Consider the following 20311-nt stretch of genomic DNA (forward strand, 5'->3'; position numbering starts at 1 on the left):
CGCCTGCTGCTGCCGATGCTCAATGCCTGCATGGCCTGCCTGCGGGAAGGGGTGATTGACAACGAGGAACTGGTGGATGGCGCCATGATCTTCGGCACCGGTTTTGCGCCTTTCCGCGGTGGCCCCATGAGTTATGCCCGTCAGCGTGGCTTTGACGATGTCCAGCGTTCACTGGAGACGCTGGCCAAGCGCCATGGCGACCGCTTCAAGCCCGACTCCGGCTGGTCGGAAAGCGGGGATGGCAAGAAAACCGCCGGCGGCAAGGGCAAGGCCGGCAAGGAAGCGAAGGCTGCGGCACGGTGAAGCCAGCGGTCCCCTGAAGGCGTCCCAACAGGCCTCGCAGGGCTTTCCAGGAAACTGCCCAGCCCTTCCCAACCCCCGGCCCCGGCCGGGGTTTGTTGTGTTCCTCCAATGATTCGAGAGCCTGCCCACCCACGCACCGGCCTGAGTCGTAAGTATTTGGAGCTGAGCAAGGCAACAGCAATGTGCGTCTGCTACCCTTCTAACGGTGCCCACTCAATAGCCAAACACTATCGCAATGGTATAGAAAAGGTTTTTCGTTAATCACGGAAATTTGCTCTATAGTCAAAGTTCGACGATCGGTCCCACCAATAAAGCAGTTATAACGGAGACGAGAGATGGACGGTAAAATCGATATGCAGACGCCGGGCAAGTGCCCGGTCATTCACGGCTCACGGACCAAGCTTTCCGACGAGCGCACCGGCAACCACGACTGGTGGCCGAATCAGCTCAACCTCAACATCCTCCACCAGCATCATCCCAAGGCAAACCCTCTTGGAGAGGAGTTTGACTACGCCGAAGAGTTCAAGAAGCTCGACCTGGCGGCAGTGAAAAAAGATCTTACCGCTCTGATGACCGACACTCAGGATTGGTGGCCCGCGGATTATGGCCATTACGGTCCCTTCTTTATCCGTATGGCATGGCACAGCGCCGGTACCTATCGTGTCGGTGATGGCCGTGGTGGCGCCGGCACCGGTGACCAGCGCTTTGCGCCGCTGAACAGCTGGCCCGACAACGCCAACCTGGACAAGGCCCGCCGCCTGTTGTGGCCGATCAAGAAGAAGTACGGCAACAAGCTGTCCTGGGCGGACCTGTTCATCCTGACCGGTAACGTGGCATTGGAGTCCATGGGCTTCAAGACCTTCGGTTTTGCCGGTGGCCGCGCCGACATCTACCAGCCGGAAGAGGACATCTACTGGGGCGCCGAGCGCGAGTGGCTGGGCAACAAGCGCTACAGCGGTGACCGCGAGCTTGAAAACCCTCTGGCCGCCGTGCAGATGGGCCTGATTTACGTCAACCCGGAAGGTCCGGACGGTGAGCCCGACCCGCTGGGTTCCGCTCACGACATCCGTGAGACCTTCGGCCGTATGGCCATGAACGATTACGAAACCGTGGCCCTGACCGCCGGTGGCCACACCTTCGGCAAGACCCACGGCGCCGCCGATCCCTCCCATGTGGGCCCGGAGCCCGAAGCCGGACCCATCGAGGACCAGGGCCTGGGCTGGCTGAGCGACTACAAGAGCGGCAAAGGCCGTGACACCATCACCAGTGGCCTGGAAGGCGCCTGGACACCCACACCCACCAAGTGGGACATGAGCTACTTTGATGTGCTCCTGGGTTATGAGTGGGAACTGACCAAGAGTCCGGCCGGCGCCCACCAGTGGAAGCCGAAAGGTCTGAAAGAAGAACATATGGCGCCGGACCCGGAAGATGGCAGCAAGCGCGTGCCCATCATGATGTCCACCGCCGACATGGCCATGCGGGAAGATCCGGAGTATCGCAAGATCTCCGAGCACTTCCGCGACAACCCGGAGGAGTTTGCCGATGCCTTCGCCCGCGCCTGGTTCAAGCTGACCCATCGTGACATGGGTCCGCTGGCCCGCTACCTCGGCCCGGAAGTGCCGAAAGAAGAGCTGGTATGGCAGGATCCGGTGCCGGCTGTGGATCATGGACTGGTCAACAAGCAGGACGTGGCCGAGTTGAAGGACAAGGTGCTGAAGTCAGGTCTTGGCGTGTCAGAGCTGGTATCCACCGCCTGGGCGTCGGCCTCCACCTTCCGCGGCTCCGACATGCGTGGTGGTGCCAACGGCGCCCGCGTACGCCTGGTGCCGCAGAAGGACTGGGAAGTGAACGAGCCGGAGAAACTGGCCAAGGTACTGAAGACCCTGGAAGGCATCCAGCAGGACTTCAACAAGGCCCAGTCCGGCAACAAGAAAGTGTCCCTGGCGGACCTGATCGTGCTGGCGGGCGCCGCTGGCGTGGAGAAAGCCGCCAAGGACGCCGGTCACAACGTCGAGGTGCCGTTCAACCCGGGTCGTACCGATGCGTCCCAGGACCAGACCGACATCCCCGCCTTCGACCACATGAAGCCGGAAGCGGACGGGTTCCGGAACTACCGCCGCACCAAGTTCAGCGTTTCCGAAGAGGAGCTGCTGGTGGACCGTGCCCAGCTGCTGCGCCTGAGCGCGCCGGAGATGACGGTTCTGGTGGGTGGTCTGCGTGTGCTGGACACCAACTACAAGGGCTCCAAGCACGGTGTCTTCACCAAGACTCCGGGCAAGCTCACCAACGACTTCTTCGTCAACCTGACAGACCTGAATACCCGTTGGAAGCCTTCCGAGAAGGACGAAGACGTGTACGAAGGCCGTGACATGAAGTCCGGTGAAGTGAAATGGACCGGCACCCGGGTTGACCTGGTGTTCGGCTCCAACTCACAGCTTCGGGCCCTGTCCGAGGTCTATGCCCAGGACGACGCCAAGGAGAAGTTCGTAAAGGACTTTGTCAAGGCCTGGTCCAAGGTCATGGACGCGGATCGCTTCGATCTGAAGAAGAAGTAAGACCTGCCGGGCGCCCGTCTACCTGGCGCCTTTAGCAGTAACCCGGAACGGCGTTGCAACGAGAGTTGGAACGCCGTTTTTTTGTTCCTGAAGAACTGTTCCAGTGCGCGCGCTCCACCGCCGGAAAGGGAACCCCGGTCCATAAAGGGTGTCATAGATTCATCGGAAATGCATCTACTACGAAAGGACATTACACTGACCAGTTCCCACACCATTCCCGCATCGGTTCCCACTCGCTACTGGCACGCTCTGGAAGACGGCCGCATCCAGTGCGACCTGTGCCCGCGTCACTGCAGGCTCCGCGAAGGCCAGCAGGGCCTGTGCTTCGTGCGCGCCCGCCAGAACGATCAGGTGGTGCTGACCACCTGGGGCCGCTCCTCGGGCTTCTGCGTGGATCCAGTGGAGAAAAAGCCCCTGAACCACTTCCTGCCCGGTACGCCGATCCTGTCCTTCGGCACCGCCGGCTGTAACCTGGCCTGCAAGTTCTGCCAGAACTGGGAAACCAGCAAATCCCGGCAGATGGACTCCCTGGCCGACACCGCTCGGCCAAAGGACATTGCCGACGCCGCCGAGCGGGCAGGGTGCCGCAGTGTGGCCTTCACCTACAACGATCCCATTATCTTCCTGGAGTACGCGGTGGACGTGGCGCGGGAATGCCGGGCCCGTGGCATCAAGACCGTGGCGGTGACGGCAGGCTACATCAGCCCCCAGGCGCGGGCGGATTTCTTCCCCCACTTCGATGCCGTCAACGTCGACCTGAAAGCCTTCACCGAGCGTTTCTACCGAAACATCTGCGGCGGCGAGCTGGCCAATGTGCTGGATACCCTGCGCTACATCCGGCACGAGACCGACTGCTGGCTGGAGATCACCACCTTGCTGATCCCCGGTGAGAACGACAGCCCGGAGGAGGTGGAGGCCCTGAGCCGGTGGGTGCTGGAAGCGCTGGGTCCGGATGTGCCCCTGCATTTTTCCGCCTTTCATCCGGACTGGAAGATGCCGGACACGCCGCCGACGCCGCCGGAGACCCTGCAGCGCTCGCGGATGATCGCCCTGGAGGTGGGCCTGCGCCACGTCTATACCGGCAATGTCCACGACGCCGAGGGCGCCAGCACCTGGTGCAGCGGCTGCGGCGAGCTGCTGATCGAGCGTGACTGGTATCAGCTGGGGGCATGGAATCTGGATGCCTCGGGCTGTTGCCGACACTGTGGTACCGCCGCTCCGGGGGTGTTCGAGCGGTCTCCGGGGACCTGGGGGCGCCGGCGGCGTCCCATTGCCATCAGCGCCGCCTGACCCGAGGGGGAAATCCCGCTGAACGGGCGGCACTGGATGTTAACCGGTATGGCTCTTATGCTTTTTGAAACACTCTGGCCCCGGGATTGCCATGACCGCACAAGACGTCGGATTCGCCCTGATGCTGCTGGGGGTACTGCTGCTGGTGGGCAAGTTCCTGCGGGTCACCTGCGGCCCCCTGCAGCGGCTGTTCCTGCCCAGTTCCATCATTGCCGGCAGCCTGGGTCTGCTGCTGGGTTCGCAGGTGCTGGGGCGCCTGGCGGACCCGGAGCACCGCTCGCCGGCGCTGGAGGCCTTCGGCTACAAGCAGCTGCTGTTCGAGCCCATCGTCGCGGGCGGGCTGTTCACCGCGGTCTCGGTGCCCCTGATCTTCCAGTTTGGGCCCTGGCCGGTACTCCTGCTGGCGGCGGCTCTGACCCTGAGCTGGGGCCTGCTGGGGGCTTCTACTTCGGCCGCCTGTCGGAATCCGGCCAGCACGAGCGCTGAGCCCGGCTCAGGGCCTGACCATCAGCTGGTCGCGCCCGTCCACCAGGCCGCGGCTGCGCTCCGCCGCCCGGCGGGATCAAGGGCTGAGGGTCAAAAACGGAGGGAAGACTCGCCTCAGTAGCAGGAATTGGGGGAGGTGTCCGGATTGATGTCCCCGGCCACCTCGTCCGGGTCGACGCCGTGGCTCAGCAGTACCTCCCGGACGAAATTGATCTGCGCCAGGATGCGGTCGGCGTCATCGCCGTATTCGTAGCGATTCACCTCCACCGGCTGGGGCATGAAGGTAAAGGCCGTTTTCAGGGCCGTCAGGGTGTCGTCATTAACCATGGCATGGTCTCCGCAAGCAGGTATGTCCGGGGTCTGCTGCCACTATATCGCCTGTGAATCCAGGATACAGCCCACTCTTCGAGGTGGCGCTTTAACAGAAGTGTCATCCCGCGCCACTAAGCTCTGCCTGCCGTTTTGTCAGGAGAGCAGTATCTTATGACCCAGGATTCCTCCCTTCTCGTCGAGAAACTCTGGCGCCTCAAGCGCCAGATCGATAAAGGCGCCTGCCCCGGTGTCGAGTTCGTTCACCTGAACACCCTGCTCAGGGAGCCCGCCTACCGGGCCGATGTACTGCGTCGTGTGGAGCTGTCGGGCTCCGCCGGTCTCAAGGCCCTGGCCCATGAAATCCAGCTCAATGACAACGGCCAGCCACTGATGGCCAGGGACAATACCGTCGAGCGGCACCAACCGCGCGCGGAAGCCAACGGCCGGAAGAGCTGGGGGCGCCGCAACCTGCTCGTGTTGGGGCCGGTGCTGGCGGTGACCTGTGTCGCCATGGGTTTTACCGCGTTCGAGAACCGGAGCGTGCGCATCAGCTCGGACATCACCACCGACACCACCTGGGAGGCGGGCAGGGAGTACATCCTTGAAGAGACCGTCTACGTGGAGAACGCCAGCCTCACCATCGAGCCCGGTGTCACCATTGCCGGCGAAAACGGCTCGGCGCTGGTGGTGACGCCGTCGGCCAGGCTCTTCGCCCGGGGCCGCCCGGACCGGCCGGTGGTGTTCACCAGCGCCCAGCCCGAGAAGCAGCGCAGCCGTGGCGACTGGGGCGGCGTGGTGCTGCTGGGCAATGCCCCGGTCAACCAGATCAACGCCGGCATCGAGGGCCTGCCCGAGGGCGAGGTTCGGGGTTTCTTTGGCGGCAGCGACGCCAGCCATTCCTGTGGTGTTGTCGAGTACACCCGCATTGAATTTGCCGGTTTCGAGGTCTACCAGGGCAATGAGCTCAACGGCCTCACCCTGGGTGGCTGTGGCAGCAACACCATCATCCGCAATGTCCAGGTCCACCGGCCGCTGGATGACGGCATCGAGATGTTCGGCGGCAACGTCGACCTGAAGAACATCGTGGTGTCGGGTCCTGGCGACGACGGCATCGACTGGGACTGGGGTTGGACCGGGCGGGTCCAGTTTGCGGTGGTCCAGCAGCATCCGGACGCCGGTGACAACGCTTTCGAAGGCGACAACAACGGCAGTGACCACCAGGCCATGCCCCGTTCCCAGCCCCATTTCTACAATGTCACTCTGGTGGGCAGTGGCTACGCCCAGAAGCGCCACCGGGGCATCGTGGTCCGGGAAGGTTCCGGCGGCCACTTCCATAACATGCTGATCGACAGCTACGGCATCGAGGCGGTTGACACCCGCGACGAGGTCCTGGCGCTGACCACCCGCGGCACGCTGACCTTTGGCAACAACCACCTGGCCAACCTGGGCCAGCTTGGCCAGGTCGAGCAGGAAAACGCTGAAAACGACGACGATTTCGGCTTCAGCGAACAGGACTGGTTGGCCCAGGCTGCCAGTAACAATCGCTTCACCATCGAAACCGCGCTGTTTCCGGCCGCCAGGGATCTGGTCAGCCCAAACTTCATGCCCCGGCTGCAGGCTCGGCAGATGAACGGTATCCGGCCGCCCCAGAGCGAGTTCTTCGACGAATCCGCCACCTTTGTTGGTGCCGTCAGCCCCGCCTCAGCGGACAGCTGGCTGGACGGCTGGACCAGCTTCCCGGATTCCTGAAGCCGGACTTCAGCGCAAGAAAAACCGGTGCAGGGCGTCCAGGGTGGGGCCCGGCGCCTCCTCCGGCAGGAAGTGGCCGCAGGGCAGGGTGTGGCCTTCCACCCGGGTGGCGTATTCCCGCCACACCGCCAGCACATCGTAGCTGCGATGGACGAAACCTTGTTCGCCCCATAGCACCAGCAGCGGGCACTCCACCTTGCGGCCGGCGCGGAAGTCCTCGGTATCGTGGACCAGGTCGATCCCCGCCGCCGCCCGGTAGTCCTCGCAACTGGCGTGGATCGTGTCCGGGTCGGAGAAGCAGCGCTCGTACTCGGCCATTACATCGGGGTTGAACCCGGCATTCGGGCCGCTCCAGCGGTTCAGTTTCTCCCGCAGGTAATAGCACGGGTCCTGGCCGATCATGTGTTCCGGCAGGCCATCGCTCTGGATCAGGAAGAACCAGTGGTAATAGCCGGTGGCAAAGGCCTGGTCGGTGTGGCGGAACATGTGCAGGGTGGGGGCGATGTCCATGACACAGGCCCGCTCGACCCGCTCCGGATAATCCAGGCAGAGCCGGTGGCAGACCCGGGCGCCGCGGTCGTGACCGGCAACCGCGAAACGCTGGTGGCCGAGTTCCGTCATCAGCTCCACCATATCCCGGGCCATGGCGCGCTTGCTGTAGGCGCTGTGATCGTCCGGGGAGGGCGGCTTGTCGCTGTCGCCATAGCCCCGCAGATCCGGGCAGATTACCTGGAAGTCCCGGGCCAGCGCTTCCGCCACCCCATGCCACATCAGATGGGTCTCCGGGTAGCCGTGCAACAGCAGCAGCGGCGGCCCGTCGCCGGCGTACTCCACATTGAGTGTAACCTCGCCCAGCCCGATGCGGCGGTTGGTGAAGTGTTTGCCCAGTTTCATGATGGCTCCTCTGGCACTTGCGGCAGCTTTCCCAGAGCTTAGCTGGTTTTCCGGCGCTGCAACCAGCGGCGAGAAATCACAGCAAAGCGGCGCGCTTTCTGCGAAACTGAGGGACTGTTTTTCGGTTTGCGTGGCCAAGGCCGCGCGGTTTCAGCACCCAAGGATCTATGAAGACACCAAAGAGATTGCAGTCCCTGGTGGACGACGGCCTGATTGACGACGTGGTTGCCCAGTTGATGAGCGGCAAGGAAGCTCAGGTCTACGTGGTCATGCGGGATGGCCAGCGGCTGTGTGCCAAGGTTTTCAAGGAAGCCAGCAAGCGCAGTTTCAAACAGGCGGTGCAGTACCAGGAGGGGCGTCAGGTGCGCAACAGCCGCCGGGCCCGGGCCATGTCGAAGAAAACCCGCTACGGCCAGAAGGAACAGGAGGACGCCTGGCTCAACGCTGAGGTGGACGCGCTTTATCGTCTGGCGTCGGCCGGTGTGCGGGTGCCCAAGCCCCATGCGTTCGTGGATGGCGTGCTGCTGATGGAGCTGGTGGAGGACGGCGAGGGCGCCGCGGCCCCCCGCCTCGATGATGTCAGCTTCAGCGCCGAGCAGGCGCGGGACTTCCACGGCCGCATCATCCGCGAGGTGGTGCGCATGCTGTGCGCGGGCCTGGTGCATGGCGACCTGTCGGAATTCAATGTGTTGGTGGATAGCCAGGGACCGGTCATCATCGACCTCCCCCAGGCCGTGAACGCCGCCGGTAACAACAGCGCCGAACGCATGCTGGAGCGGGACGTGGACAACATGCGCCGCTACTTCGGCCGCTTTGACCATGAGCTGCTGAAGACCGACTACGGCAAGGAAATCTGGGCCCTGTACGAGAGCGGTGAGCTCTACCCGGACAGTGTGCTCACCGGCTGCTTCAAGCATCCCACCGCCCGGGCCGACATAGCCGAGCTCATGCAGGTGATGGAAGCGGCCCGCCAGGAAGAAGAGGACCGCCTCGAGCGTCTGCGGGAAGACGACGACTGATCCGGAAGACTCAGTTCCCGTTCGACTTACGCTGCCGTTTGATGCTGTACATGGCGTCATCGGCCCGGGCCAGCAGCGCCTCACAGCTGTGTTCTCCGGCATTGGAGGTGACCACACCGACACTGGCACCCGGGTAGTCCAGGGAGTGGCCATCCAGCGGGAAGACCCCACTGGTGAGCTCCTCGATACGTTCCCGGATGGCAGCCCGGCTTGCCTCCAGGTTGGCCGCGCAGGCCGGACCGAAAACCACGAACTCATCGCCGCCATAACGCGCCAGGAAGTCGCCGTCCCGGACGCCGGTCTTCAGTCGTTCCGCAATCTGGATCAGAAACCGGTCGCCGGCATCGTGCCCGTAGCGGTCATTAATAGCCTTGAAGCCGTCCAGGTCGATAAAGGCCAGATGCAGGCTCTGGCCGGTGCGGCGGCCGTTGGCCAGCGCCCGGGAAAGCTCCTGCAGCAGCGCCCGCCGGTTGGGGATGCCGGTCAGCGGGTCGGACAGGGCGTAGTGGCTGTACACCAGGTTCTCCCGCTTGAGCTGAGCCAGCAGTTTCTCCCGCTCCAGGTGGTGGGCGATGATCCGGGCCAACATGCCCAACAGGCGCTGGCTTTGCGGACTTACCCGAACTTTCGAGCCGCTGGCGCCGCATAGGGTACCGAAAAGCTCGCCTTCGCCAATCCGCACCGGTGCGCTGAGGTAGGTGGTGATGCCCAGCTTCTTTGCCGCGTCAGAGTCTCCCCACCGGCCGGGCACATCGTCCGTGTAGGTGCAGTCCTCGTCCAGCGCCCGCTTGCACAGGGTGTCGCTCCAGGTCACCGAAAGCCCCTCAGGGATTTGGAGCTCCCGGGCATTGCGGGCGAAAAGAATTTTCTGCACACCGGCGGCTTCATCAACGCGGGTCAGATAGGTGGACTCCAGACCGGTGGCGGCCTCCAGGATTTCCAGGAAGGGCCGCACCAGGCCTTCCAGGTCATCGCTTCTGGTAATCGCTGTTGCCAGCCTGTCGAGAAGGTTATCCATACTCGAATTCATTGGCTCACCTTTCGCCTACGAGCGGGACTTTGCTCTTAAGATTGCAAAATGCACCTATCTGTTACGCTAGCAGACATCCGGGGCCTGGGCCATTGGCCCGGTTCGCAAACCAGACCCACGCATCGGCCAAAGCCAAACCGCAGAAACGGCCCGCCGCTGTCCCCGGTGCCTACTTGCCGCCGGATTCCGGCCAGATCAGCCTGAACAGGGCGCGACGTTGCGGCGAGGGGAATTGTAGGGTGCGACTGGAGTCCCGAATGGCCAGCACCTCCCCGAGCATGCGGAACAGGTCGATGTGCTGGTGGATACAGGCGGGAATCGCCGTGTCCTGCAGGTAGGTGAGGTAGCGAGCCAGATTTTCCTCGTCGCTGCGCCAGTGGTCTCGGAAACCCTGGTCGAACAGTGCCCGGCAGGCGATACGCTCCCATTCGTCCCGATAGCTGGATTCCAGGCGTTCCGGATAGCTGTAGAGATCCCGGATGTCCTGCTCGATATCCATGGCGGGGTGGTCCGGAGGAAACATCAGCCGTATCGCCAGCAGGTCGTATACATCGCCAAGTTCATCGGCGACTGCCTGACGGATCAAGTCGAGTCGGTTCATGCATTGCCTCCTGACAAATCTGCAGTAGGTACGTCTGCAATCGACATTCCGGACGAAAAAAACCCGCTGTCCGTTAACCGGACCGCGGGTCGAAAACACGACCTGAACAAGGTGAGCCGTGTGTGAACCTGTTTTCAGGCGGGACTTTACGCCGCCCGTTCGCTTTCGCCGGATTCGTCCAGCGAATTGCGGATCAGGAAGTCAAATGCGCTGAGGGCGGCTTTCGAGCCTTCGCCCATGGAAATCACGATCTGCTTGTAGGGCACGGTGGTGGCGTCGCCGGCGGCGAATACGCCCGGGATCGAGGTTTCGCCACGTTCATCGACGATGATCTCGCCATGCTGGCTGAGCTCGATGTCGCCCTTCAGCCACTCGGTGTTGGGCACCAGGCCAATCTGGACGAACACGCCTTCCAGGGCCACGTGATGCTCCTCGCCGGTGGTGCGGTCCTTGTAATTCAGGCCGCTGACCTTGCCGTTCTCGCCCACCACTTCGGTGGTCTGGGCGGAAGTGAGGATCTCCACGTTCTTCAGGCTGCGCAGCTTTCTCTGCAGTACCTCGTCGGCCTTCATGTCAGCGGCGAATTCCAGCAGGGTGACATGCCCGACGATACCCGCCAGGTCGATGGCCGCCTCCACACCGGAGTTGCCGCCACCAATCACCGCTACGCGCTTGCCCTTGAACAGCGGGCCATCGCAGTGGGGGCAGTAGGCCACGCCCTTGTTGCGGTACTCCTCCTCGCCGGGGACCCCCAACTGGCGCCAGCGGGCACCGGGGGACAGCACCAGGGTGCGGGACTTGAGGGAGGCGCCATTGGCCAGGCGGATCTCGTGGTACTCGCCACGGCGGGCGGCCGGAATCAGTTTTTCGGCGCGCTGCAGGTTCATGATGTCCACGTCATACTCCTTGACGTGCTGTTCCATGGCCGCCACCAGTTTGGGACCCTCGGTGTAGGGCACGGAGATCAGGTTCTCGATACCCATGGTGTCGGCCACCTGGCCACCAAAACGCTCCGCCACGATACCGGTGGCGATACCCTTGCGGGCCGCATAGATGGCGGCGGAGGAACCGGCGGGTCCGCCACCGATGACCAGCACCTCGAAGGGGGCCTTGTGCTTGAGCTTCTCGGCTTCGCGGGCCTCGGAGCCGGTGTCCAGCTTGGCGATGATCTGCTCCAGGGTCATGCGGCCCTGTCCGAACGGCTTGCCGTTCAGGTAGACGCTGGGCACAGCCATGACCTCACGCTGCTCCACTTCGTCCTGGAACAGGGCGCCGTCGATGGCAGTGTGCTTGATCCGCGGGTTGAGTACGCTCATCAGGTTCAGCGCCTGCACCACATCCGGACAGTTCTGGCACGACAGCGAGAAGTAGGTCTCGAACTCGAAGTCGCCGTCCAGCGACTTCACCTGCTCGATAACGTCTTCGCTGGCTTTGGGCGGATGGCCGCCCACCTGCAGCAGAGCCAGTACCAGGGAGGTGAACTCGTGGCCCATGGGAATGCCGGCGAACCGGACCCCGATGTCGCTGCCGACACGGTTGATGGCAAACGAGGGCCGGCGCGCATCCGGGGACTCCTCGGTGCGCTGGCTGATCTTGTCGGACATGGGCTCCAGTTCGTCCAACAGCTGCTTGAGTTCCTGCGATTTCTTGCTGTCGTCGTAGGCGGCCACCAGCTCGATGGGTTGCTGCAGCTTCGCCATATAAGTTTTCAGTTGTTCCTTGATACCGGCATCCAACATGAACGTTTCCTCTCTGAATCGGGTCGAACTGATCGTCTGACTCAAAATGAGCGACAAGATGAATATGGCAATACCATACAGATCAACAATATAAGGTGAAAATTGATTAATTAAAGATGTTTGATATGTGCAAACTATTAGGGGGTCAAGCGGTATAACAGATGCAAAAAAAAGCCCGCAGAGCGGGCCTTTTTCAAACTTCAACGGCTCGGATGGCTTAGATCTTGCCAACGAGGTCCAGTGACGGAGACAGAGTCTCTTCGCCTTCTTTCCACTTGGCCGGGCAGACTTCGCCGGGGTGGTTGCGAACGTACTGGGCAGCCTTGACCTTGCGCAGCAGGTCGTCGGCGTCACGGCCGATGCCCTCGGCGGTGATTTCCATGGCCTGGATGATGCCGTCCGGATCCACCAGGAAGGTGGCACGATCCGCCAGACCCTGGCCTTCACGCATCACACCGAAGTTGTTGGTGATGGTGCCGGTCTGGTCGCCAACCATGTAGTAGTTGATCTTGCCGATGGTGGCAGAGCTGTCATGCCAAGCCTTGTGGGTGAAGTGGGTGTCGGTGGACACAGAGAAAACCTCAACGCCCAGCTTCTGCAGCTCGTCGTACTTGTCGGCCACGTCGCCCAGCTCGGTGGGGCAGACAAAGGTGAAGTCAGCCGGGTAGAAGAAAAATACAGCCCATTTGCCTTTTACGTCCTTGTCAGAGATCTCAACGAACTCGCCGTTGCGGTATGCGGTTGCGTTGAAGGGCTTGATCTCGCTGTTAATAATTCCCATCAGTCAATGCTCCTGTTGCTTAAGGGGGTGTGAAGTAGTTTGTGGTGGCCAAGATATTGATTTGCAGGCTACTGGTGAAATTAATTGTCCCAAACTGGCCAATAGGAACAGCATATCATATCTCGGGTCCCGTGGTCTGGCCCGGCGCCGTGCTGTCGTCCCCTGAACCAACGCGGTCATCGGCTCGAAACATGAAAAAGAGGGGGCCAATGCCCTTGCGGTATGGCAAGCTCAAGACTGTGGCCGCGCCGAGAGGCCGGAGGCGGCATTTGCCCGGGAGGAAGGTTGCCATGAGTAATCTGTTCGAGTCTGCGGAGCAGCGCTGTGACGCCTTGAACGCGGGCTGCAGCGCCATTGAAGTGCTGCTGAACCCCCGGGTGGCCGACCTGGGCGGGTTCTCGGTCCGGCGCCTGCTGCCAACGGCGAAGCGCCGGATGGTGGGACCCTGGATCTTCTTCGACGAGATGGGGCCGGCGGATTTCGCCGCCGGGCAGGGGATCAACGTCCGGCCGCACCCCCACATTGGCATCGCCACCGTAACCTATCTGTTCGAGGGCGAAATACTGCACCGGGATTCCGTGGGCAGCCGGCAGGCCATACGGCCAACCGATATCAACCTGATGGTGGCCGGTCGTGGCATCACCCATTCCGAGCGGGGACGGCCCGAAATAACGGCCAGCGACCATCGGCTGCACGGTCTTCAGCTCTGGCTGGCACTGCCGGAGGCGGACGAGGAGACCGAGCCGGCATTCGATCACTTCCCGGGGGATACCCTGCCCACGGCGGTTGTGGATGGTGTTCCGGTGAGGGTCATGATTGGCAGCGCCTACGGCGTCACCTCGCCGGTGCGCCAGTTCAGCGACACCCTGTATCTGGAAGCCAGCCTCCAGCCCGGACAGAGGCTTGTGTTGCCGGAGGCGCCGGAACGGGCGGTCTATGTCGTTGAAGGTGCGCTGCAGGCGCAGGGCACGGAGATTCCCGCCCACAGCATGGCAGTATTTGCGCCGGAGGCCGGCGTTGCGATCACTGCCACCGAGGCGACCCGTCTGGTGCTGATCGGGGGCGAACCTCTGGGCCGGCGCTACATCGAATGGAACTTCGTGTCTTCCCGCAAGGCGCGAATCGACCAGGCCAGGGAAGACTGGCGGGCAGGGCGGTTCGCCAAGGTTCTCGGCGACGAGGTGGAGTTCATCCCCTACTAGGCGGTCTCGGTTTTCCACGGGCCGTCGGCCTTGTAACCGGCGACGGCTTTGCGCAATCCTGAGGCTTCACCCGGCCGGAGGGGGTAGCCCGAGTTCATGGAGCCAGTCACCACGAATCCCGTCACCAAGAAGCCTTGCATCGACATCTGCGAGTTCAACAAGAAAGACATCTGCAAAGCCTGTGGGCGCACCTATCAGGAAAAGAAGGAGTGGAAGCGCCTGTCCGATGACCAGAAGCAGGCGATCTGGCAGCGCATCCTGGTGTCCCACGGCTCGGGCAAGGGCAAGCAGCCCCGTGCCCTGCGGGCGCTTTACGAGAAGGCGAAACACAAGAAGCCCAAGCACAAGAAGAAAAACTGATCTTGAAGGCCCAGCCAGCCTGGCGTTTGAGCCTCAGTCGAACCGGTCCAGTGACCGGCGCCTGCCGGCGCCGGACAGGGCCGCCACAAGCCCGCTCAGTAGGGCGAGCGCTGGCCGTACCACGAAGCGCAGCAGCCAGCTGGCGAGGTAGAGCGCCGGCAGCAACAGCAGCAGCCAGCCGACGAACTGCACCAGCCAGGTCGGAAAACCCAGAACGCCCGCTACGCCGGCGAAAAAATCGCTGATGATGGCGGGGTGGGACACCAGCAGGTAGCCCACCCCAATCACCGCCGGCCATTTGGCGTAGCGGGCGCTGTTCAAGACCATGCGGCCGCTATTGCCGAGCCGGGCGGCGAAGGCGGCGGAGCGGGTGCTTCTGGCACCACCCTTGGTGGCGGCGGCAGTGGCCCGGCCCGCCCGCAGAACCTTCAGCGCGCTGGCAAACACCAGCACATCCACCGAAGCCCAGCCCACGTCAGCGGCGGAAATCTCCTCACCGGTGCGGTGCCGGATCTCCAGGTTGCGGATGCCACTGGCGAAAAACTGATTCAGCCCCTCCAGCACGCGCTCGGTCCGGATCCAGGTCACCGAGCCGTCGGGCTTCACCACGAACTGGCCCAGGAAATCGTGGCCCTCATCCTGGATGAAATTGACGGCGTACCAGCCCCGCTCAACGGGTTCCAGGCTCTCCGGCTCGGGCGTGTTGCGCTCCTCCGCGGCCGCAAGCTTGTCGGTACCGCTGAAGTAGTCCTTGACGCTCTCGTACTTGCGGGCGGCGCGGGCCATCAGCTCGATGGAGCCGATCGGCCGGCCCAGAAAGTAATCGATGGGCGGCAGGATATTCTCGCCATAGAGCCGTAGGATCTCCCGGAATTCCCGCTCCGGGCCATACAGGGGAAAGATCTCGCGGGTCATCTCCGGGTAGCGCAGGTAGGCGGCGCGGGCCTTGAGCAACAGCAGTTCGTCGTCCGCCATATCCAGCAGCGCCGCCTGCAGCTCAACCGGCTCCTCGCCGAGATCCGGAAAACCCTCGAGCAACTCGGTTGCCTGAACCCTGATCAGCCTTTCCTCGATGGCCATGGGGTCGGAGCTGACGGTGGCCGTGAGCGCAAGCACCAGCGCCAGCAAGAGAAGGAGATAGAATTTTGTCATGCATGCACCAATGGAGGCATCGAAAGGCAGGCCCTGACAGCGTGTCTCCTGATCATAGCACCCGATCACATGAATCGATGTGTTCAGTTGGCCGTGAGAGTGGTGACTGACGCCGGTCAGGCCAGAGGCGGCTGCGAATCCAGGTTTCGATTTCCAGGATGATCAGCACGCAGACTCCGGCAAGGCCGGCAAACACCAACATCTCCCAGGATAACGGGGACGTTCCGAACAGCGCCTGGAACCAGGGCAGGTAAGTGAACAGCAGTTGCAGACCAGCAACCGTCGCCACTGCGGCCAGCACCACCGGCGTACCCAGCACACCACGCAGCGTGAGTGAGGGCGTATCGAGGTATCGCACCGCGAACAGGTAAAAAACCTCCATGGCGATCAGGGTATTGACGGACAGGGTCCGGGCGATGCTCTGGTCAGCATGATGATGCATCGCCCAGAACCATGCGCTGAAAATTCCGGTCAGGAACACCAACGAGACGAAGACCACGCGCCATACTAGGAAGCCCCGTAACAGGGGTTCAGAGCGCGGCCGCGGCGGTCTCTTCATGATGTCCGGTTCCGCAGGTTCGAAGGCCAGCGTCATGGCCAGTACAACCGAGCTCACCATATTCACCCAAAGGATCTGCAGCGCCGAAATGGGTAGGGCCAGACCCAGGAGCAGAGCGATCACCAGGCTGATGGACTCACCGCCGTTGATGGGCAGCATGAAGGCGATGGCTTTCTTGAGGTTGGTGTAGACGGTACGGCCTTCACGGACCGCGGCGGCAATGCTGGCAAAGTTGTCGTCCAGCAGCACCACCGATGAGGCTTCCCTGGCCGCCTCCGAGCCCTTGACCCCCATGGCGATGCCAACGTCTGCCCGTTTCAGGGCCGGGGCGTCGTTGACGCCGTCGCCGGTCATGGCAACCACCCCATGGCTGGCCTGCAGGGCCTCGACCAAGCGGAGTTTGTGCTCGGGGCTGGTCCGGGCGAACACGTCCACCTCGCTCGCCAGCTGTTGCAGGGCCTGCGCGCTGAGACCGTCCAGATCCTTCCCGGTCAGCACCTGCCCGGTGTTCTTCAGCCCGAGCTTCCGGGCGATGGCGCCCGCTGTCAGCGCGTGATCCCCGGTGATCATCTTGACCCGAATACCGGCATCGTGGCAGTCGGCAATGGCGCGGATGGCTTCCTGGCGTGGCGGGTCCAGCAAACCAACCACTCCCAGCAGCTCGACACCGGTGTTCAGATCCTCAACAGCGAGGTCTGTGGTGTTCCGGGGCACCGGTTTGCGGGCGAGGGCGAGCACCCGAAGACCCTCGGACGCCATGGTGGCAATGGCGTCATCCCACCAGCCGCGGTCAAGAGCGGTGGCCGCCGCATTACTGGTCAGTTCCGACACGCACATGTCCAGGATGCGCTCCGGGGCGCCCTTTACAAAAATGAAGCTGTGGCCATGGTGATCGTGGTTGAGGGTCGCCATAAAGCGGGTCTGAGTATCGAAGGGTATCTCATCCTTGCGGGGCCACGCCGTCGCACCGCTCTCAATGTCGAAGGCAGCTTTGTGGGTGAAGACTTTCAGCGCGGCCTCCATGGGATCACCCTGGATGCTTGGCGGCAGGGCCCCGAAATCGAGATGGGCGTCATTGCACAGAGCGGCAGCCCGGGCCAGTTCCTGCAGCCCGGCGCCGGCCTCCGCGGGCTGGCCTGCGTGATGTAACTGGCCGTCAGTGGAATAGCCTTCGCCGGTGACATCCCATCGCTGCCGGCCCTGAACGGCGGTGGTCACCATCATTTCATTGCGGGTGAGGGTGCCGGTCTTGTCGGAGCAGATCACCGAGACCGCGCCCAGGGACTCGATCACCGGCATTCTGCGAACCACCGCCTTGCGCCGCGCCATCTCCCGCACACCGATGGCCAGAGTGATCGTCAGTATGGCGGGCAGGCCCTCGGGTATGGCAGCGACGGTGAGGCCCACCACGGCCATGAACAGCTCGGGGAAAGGCAGGCCACTGAGAGTAAGACCGCTCACCAGAATGGCGACGCCCGCGGCAATCACAACGAGAGACAGGATCCGGGCGAAGCCGTCCATCTGTTCCAGCAACGGGGTCTTGAGGCTTGTGGTGCTGGCAAGAAGCCCCGAAATGCGGCCGATCTCGGTCGAAGCCCCTGTTCGCACCACAACACCGCAACCGGTACCGGTGGCCACCATGGTGCCCGAGAACGCCATGCTGGTCTGATCCCCGAGGGCCGAATCCTTCCCGACCGGCTGGTGGGATTTTTCCACGGTCTGAGATTCCCCCGTAAGGATGGCTTCATCGACTCTCAGGTTATGGCACTTCTCGAGCCGGATATCCGCAGGCACCCGGTCTCCGGCCTCGAGCAGAACCGTGTCTCCCGGCACCAGCTGGCTGGCGTCCAGCTGCTGCTGGCCGTTTTCCCGGATAACCCGGGCCTTGGGTGCCAGCATGTGACGGATGGCCGACAGGGCCTGCTCGGCCTTGCCTTCCTGGATGAAGCCCACCAGGGTCTGGATCACCACCACCGCCATGATGACGCCTGCATCGACCCAGTGGCCCAGCGCCGCGGTTATCGCCACCGCGCCGAGCAGGACATAAATCAGAAAGTTACGAAGTTGTCGGCCGAGCCGGGCCCATGGACTGCTCGCCTGCCTTTCGGGGAGCTGATTGGGGCCATAGAGGGCGCGCTTCGAAGCGGCCGCATGGTCGCTCAAAGGATGTGCTACCTGCAGTTGCGCCCGGGCCTGTTCGGCAGTCATGGTGTGCCAGGACTGTTCCGGAGCCGGTGAGGCTGAATTCGCCGGTGACCGGGATGGATTCACGGCCTGGTTGTGGTTCGATCTGGAGTTCATGAAGTTTCCTGAGGCGGCGGACTGGTGCGCTGCTAAGTCGCAACCACTATCGGGCGTCTCGGGGAGGGGCGTAATGACCGGCGTCAAATCGGCTACAGAATTCCTCCGCTAGCTGAGGGAACCGGGTCGGAAGCAGAAATGGGGGGCGTCCGATTGGAGCAGGCCGGGGCCTGGCGGCCCCGAACCATGCATCGATTCAGGCAGGAATGTCTATTTCTCCGGGCCGCGGGACACCGCGTTACTTGAAGTTGCTGGAGATATACGCGGCCAGGTTGCGGATATCGTCATCGGACAGGCCTTTGGCGTTGGCAATCATCACGCCGGAATTGGCCCCTACCTTCTCACCGGCCCGGTAGGTCTTGAGGCGGGAGGCAATGTAGTCGGCATCGCGGCCCTGCAGGGAAGGGAAGATCGCCATGCCCTGGCCTTCCTTGCCGTGGCATTGAGCGCATTTGCCCGCGTAGAGGCTTTTGCCGGCCTCAGTATCCGCATCCTGGGCATGGGCGGTGGCGGCTGTCATAGCAAATACGGCGGCACAGGTCAGGGCAAATCTCATGGTAGCTCCTTGGTCGCTCAGGGAAAGCCGAACGGCCCACACCGTAGCAGGGGCCGTTCGGCCTGGGCTGAAGCAGGCTCAGTTCGGCGTGATGCGGTAGATCATGCCTTCATCCACTGCAGTGTACAGATCGCCATCGGGACCTTGAACCACTGAGCGGAAACGGTGCGATCCCATGGGAACAGGCATTTCGGTGGCTTCTTTCACCGAGTTGCCGCTATCGGTGAGATCCAGCAGCGTGATGCGCTGGCCCACCGGGGTTCCGCCGAAGCCGATGCCCAGGAAACCGATCGCCATGTGGCCCTCCCAGTCGCCCCACTGGTCGCCGGTCAGGAAGGTTGTGCCGTTGATGCCCTGGGACAGGCCATTATTGCCCCAGACCGGGGTCATGGCGTCCGGGTAGGTGTCGGTGTCGGTCATCGGCATGTAGGCACGCCGCTTGGCCGGATCCATGCCTTCGCCCTGGTTGGGCTGGTAACCGCAGTAGTCGTCCGGGCAGTCATCCCGGCCGGCCATGTTCGGGCGCGGGTCCCAGCCGCTGTTTCCGCCGGCCACAAGGGCATTGACTTCATCCGAGTGCCAGGGCCCGTGCTCGGTCACGTAGGGCTGGCCGGTTTCGGGGTGGAAGGCCAGGCCCTGCACGTTGCGATGACCGTAGGTGAAGATCCTCGGGTCGAAGCCATCCGGTGTGGCTTCGGCATTGCCGGGGACCGCTTTGCCGTCCCGGTCGACCCGCAGCACCTTGCCACCCAGAGAGTCCCCGGATTGCGGCAGCTGGCTGTTGTGGTTGTCGCCGGTGGGCACGAACAGGTAGCCATCCGGGCTGAACCGGATGCGGCCACCGTTGTGGGCGCCGGGCCCGCCAAAGGGATGGTCACTGGCCTCCATCTTGTAAGGAATGTCTTCGACGATATCGGTGCGGTTCGCGACCGCGCTGAAATTGTCACTCACCGTCATCCGGATGACCCGGTTGGTGTGGGGGTCACTCTTCTTGGAGGTAGAGTAGACGTACACCGCCCGGTTCTCGGCAAAGTTGGGGTCGAAGGCAACCCCGTTCATGCCGGCCTGGCCCTCGCAGAACAGATCGTCCGCGGTGGTGGCGTAGCCTTCGGTTCCAGTCATGCCCAGCAGGTTGTTGACGCTGCCATCGGGCAACCGCACGGAAAGACCCTTGCACTTCTCGCTGTACAGCATGGTGCCGTCAGGCAGGAACGCTATATCCCACGGGCTCTCAAGGCCCGAGAGTACGGTGGTGTGTTTCAATTCGGGGGTATCGGCTAGCGCCGCCATCGGCAGGCCGGCCATCAGGGCAGAGGCGGCGATGGCTCCGATCGACCGCGTCATCAGTGTTTTCGTCATTGCACTTACTCCGGATATTGTGATTGTTCTGATCTCTCGAGGTGCGTTATTGAGTGTAGATTC

The 20311-nt window shown here is 62.8% G+C and carries 18 protein-coding genes; 8 read left to right on the forward strand and 10 right to left on the reverse strand.

What is annotated here, in order from left to right; all coding sequences use genetic code 11:
* The 4 genes from R3280_RS03820 to R3280_RS03835 form a co-directional block, all read left to right on the forward strand.
* Nucleotides 1–303, forward strand: a 303-nt coding sequence (locus R3280_RS03820; protein ID WP_318997254.1) for a 3-hydroxyacyl-CoA dehydrogenase family protein, incomplete at its 5' end; no start/stop codon positions are given.
* A 353-nt stretch (nt 304–656) separates the two neighbouring features.
* Nucleotides 657–2858, forward strand: a complete 2202-nt coding sequence (katG, locus tag R3280_RS03825) for a catalase/peroxidase HPI (protein WP_318997308.1) — start codon at nt 657–659, stop codon at nt 2856–2858.
* A gap of 168 nt (nt 2859–3026) precedes the next feature.
* The gene (gene amrS, locus R3280_RS03830) at nt 3027–4148 is read left to right on the forward strand and encodes an AmmeMemoRadiSam system radical SAM enzyme (RefSeq protein ID WP_318997255.1); all 1122 of its coding nucleotides are present in this window, start codon (nt 3027–3029) and stop codon (nt 4146–4148) included.
* A 91-nt stretch (nt 4149–4239) separates the two neighbouring features.
* Nucleotides 4240–4755: a hypothetical protein gene (locus tag R3280_RS03835; RefSeq protein WP_318997256.1), complete on the forward strand. Its 516-nt coding sequence runs from the start codon at nt 4240–4242 to the stop codon at nt 4753–4755.
* Here the strand turns inward: R3280_RS03835 and R3280_RS03840 are convergent.
* On the reverse strand, nt 4749–4961 hold the full coding sequence (locus tag R3280_RS03840) for a penicillin-binding protein (protein ID WP_318997257.1): 213 nt from the start codon (nt 4959–4961) through the stop codon (nt 4749–4751). The genes R3280_RS03835 and R3280_RS03840 overlap by 7 nt on opposite strands.
* A gap of 156 nt (nt 4962–5117) precedes the next feature.
* On the opposite strand from R3280_RS03840, the gene R3280_RS03845 reads away from it, so the two are divergent.
* Entirely contained in the window at nt 5118–6695 is a 1578-nt protein-coding gene (locus R3280_RS03845) for a hypothetical protein (RefSeq protein ID WP_318997258.1), read from the forward strand.
* A gap of 9 nt (nt 6696–6704) precedes the next feature.
* Here the strand turns inward: R3280_RS03845 and R3280_RS03850 are convergent, their stop codons facing one another.
* On the reverse strand, nt 6705–7589 hold the full coding sequence (locus R3280_RS03850) for an alpha/beta hydrolase (protein WP_318997259.1): 885 nt from the start codon (nt 7587–7589) through the stop codon (nt 6705–6707).
* A 167-nt stretch (nt 7590–7756) separates the two neighbouring features.
* On the opposite strand from R3280_RS03850, the gene R3280_RS03855 reads away from it, so the two are divergent.
* Nucleotides 7757–8608 (forward strand): PA4780 family RIO1-like protein kinase, encoded by an 852-nt coding sequence (locus R3280_RS03855; RefSeq protein WP_318997260.1) that lies wholly within the window; start codon nt 7757–7759, stop codon nt 8606–8608.
* A gap of 10 nt (nt 8609–8618) precedes the next feature.
* On the opposite strand, the gene R3280_RS03860 is transcribed toward R3280_RS03855, so the two are convergent.
* The 4 genes from R3280_RS03860 to ahpC form a co-directional block, all read right to left on the reverse strand.
* Nucleotides 8619–9626, reverse strand: coding sequence for a sensor domain-containing diguanylate cyclase (locus tag R3280_RS03860; RefSeq protein WP_318997261.1), 1008 nt, complete (start codon nt 9624–9626; stop codon nt 8619–8621).
* 181 nt (nt 9627–9807) lie between these two features.
* On the reverse strand, nt 9808–10239 hold the full coding sequence (locus R3280_RS03865; RefSeq protein ID WP_318997262.1) for a hypothetical protein: 432 nt from the start codon (nt 10237–10239) through the stop codon (nt 9808–9810).
* Nucleotides 10240–10385: 146 nt separating this feature from the next.
* Nucleotides 10386–11978, reverse strand: a complete 1593-nt coding sequence (ahpF, locus tag R3280_RS03870) for an alkyl hydroperoxide reductase subunit F (RefSeq protein WP_318997263.1) — start codon at nt 11976–11978, stop codon at nt 10386–10388.
* A gap of 217 nt (nt 11979–12195) precedes the next feature.
* The gene (gene ahpC, locus R3280_RS03875; RefSeq protein ID WP_318997264.1) at nt 12196–12759 is read right to left on the reverse strand and encodes an alkyl hydroperoxide reductase subunit C; all 564 of its coding nucleotides are present in this window, start codon (nt 12757–12759) and stop codon (nt 12196–12198) included.
* A gap of 290 nt (nt 12760–13049) precedes the next feature.
* On the opposite strand from ahpC, the gene R3280_RS03880 reads away from it, so the two are divergent.
* Together R3280_RS03880 and R3280_RS03885 are read left to right on the forward strand one after the other, a co-directional pair.
* On the forward strand, nt 13050–13961 hold the full coding sequence (locus R3280_RS03880) for a pirin family protein (RefSeq protein WP_318997265.1): 912 nt from the start codon (nt 13050–13052) through the stop codon (nt 13959–13961).
* Between the two features lie 96 nt (nt 13962–14057).
* Nucleotides 14058–14321 (forward strand): DUF1289 domain-containing protein, encoded by a 264-nt coding sequence (locus tag R3280_RS03885; RefSeq protein WP_318997266.1) that lies wholly within the window; start codon nt 14058–14060, stop codon nt 14319–14321.
* Nucleotides 14322–14354: 33 nt separating this feature from the next.
* Here R3280_RS03885 and R3280_RS03890 read toward each other — a convergent pair whose 3' ends face one another.
* The 4 genes from R3280_RS03890 to R3280_RS03905 all read right to left on the reverse strand — a co-directional run bounded on the left by R3280_RS03890 (nt 14355) and on the right by R3280_RS03905 (nt 20248).
* Nucleotides 14355–15473 (reverse strand): hypothetical protein, encoded by a 1119-nt coding sequence (locus R3280_RS03890; RefSeq protein ID WP_318997267.1) that lies wholly within the window; start codon nt 15471–15473, stop codon nt 14355–14357.
* A gap of 52 nt (nt 15474–15525) precedes the next feature.
* Nucleotides 15526–18333, reverse strand: coding sequence for an HAD-IC family P-type ATPase (locus tag R3280_RS03895; protein ID WP_318997268.1), 2808 nt, complete (start codon nt 18331–18333; stop codon nt 15526–15528).
* 238 nt (nt 18334–18571) lie between these two features.
* On the reverse strand, nt 18572–18889 hold the full coding sequence (locus tag R3280_RS03900) for a c-type cytochrome (RefSeq protein ID WP_318997269.1): 318 nt from the start codon (nt 18887–18889) through the stop codon (nt 18572–18574).
* Between the two features lie 78 nt (nt 18890–18967).
* Nucleotides 18968–20248 (reverse strand): PQQ-dependent sugar dehydrogenase, encoded by a 1281-nt coding sequence (locus tag R3280_RS03905; RefSeq protein ID WP_318997270.1) that lies wholly within the window; start codon nt 20246–20248, stop codon nt 18968–18970.
* Nucleotides 20249–20311 lie beyond the last annotated feature (63 nt).

It is taken from the genome of Marinobacter sp., assembly GCF_033722195.1.
GTDB lineage: Bacteria > Pseudomonadota > Gammaproteobacteria > Pseudomonadales > Oleiphilaceae > Marinobacter.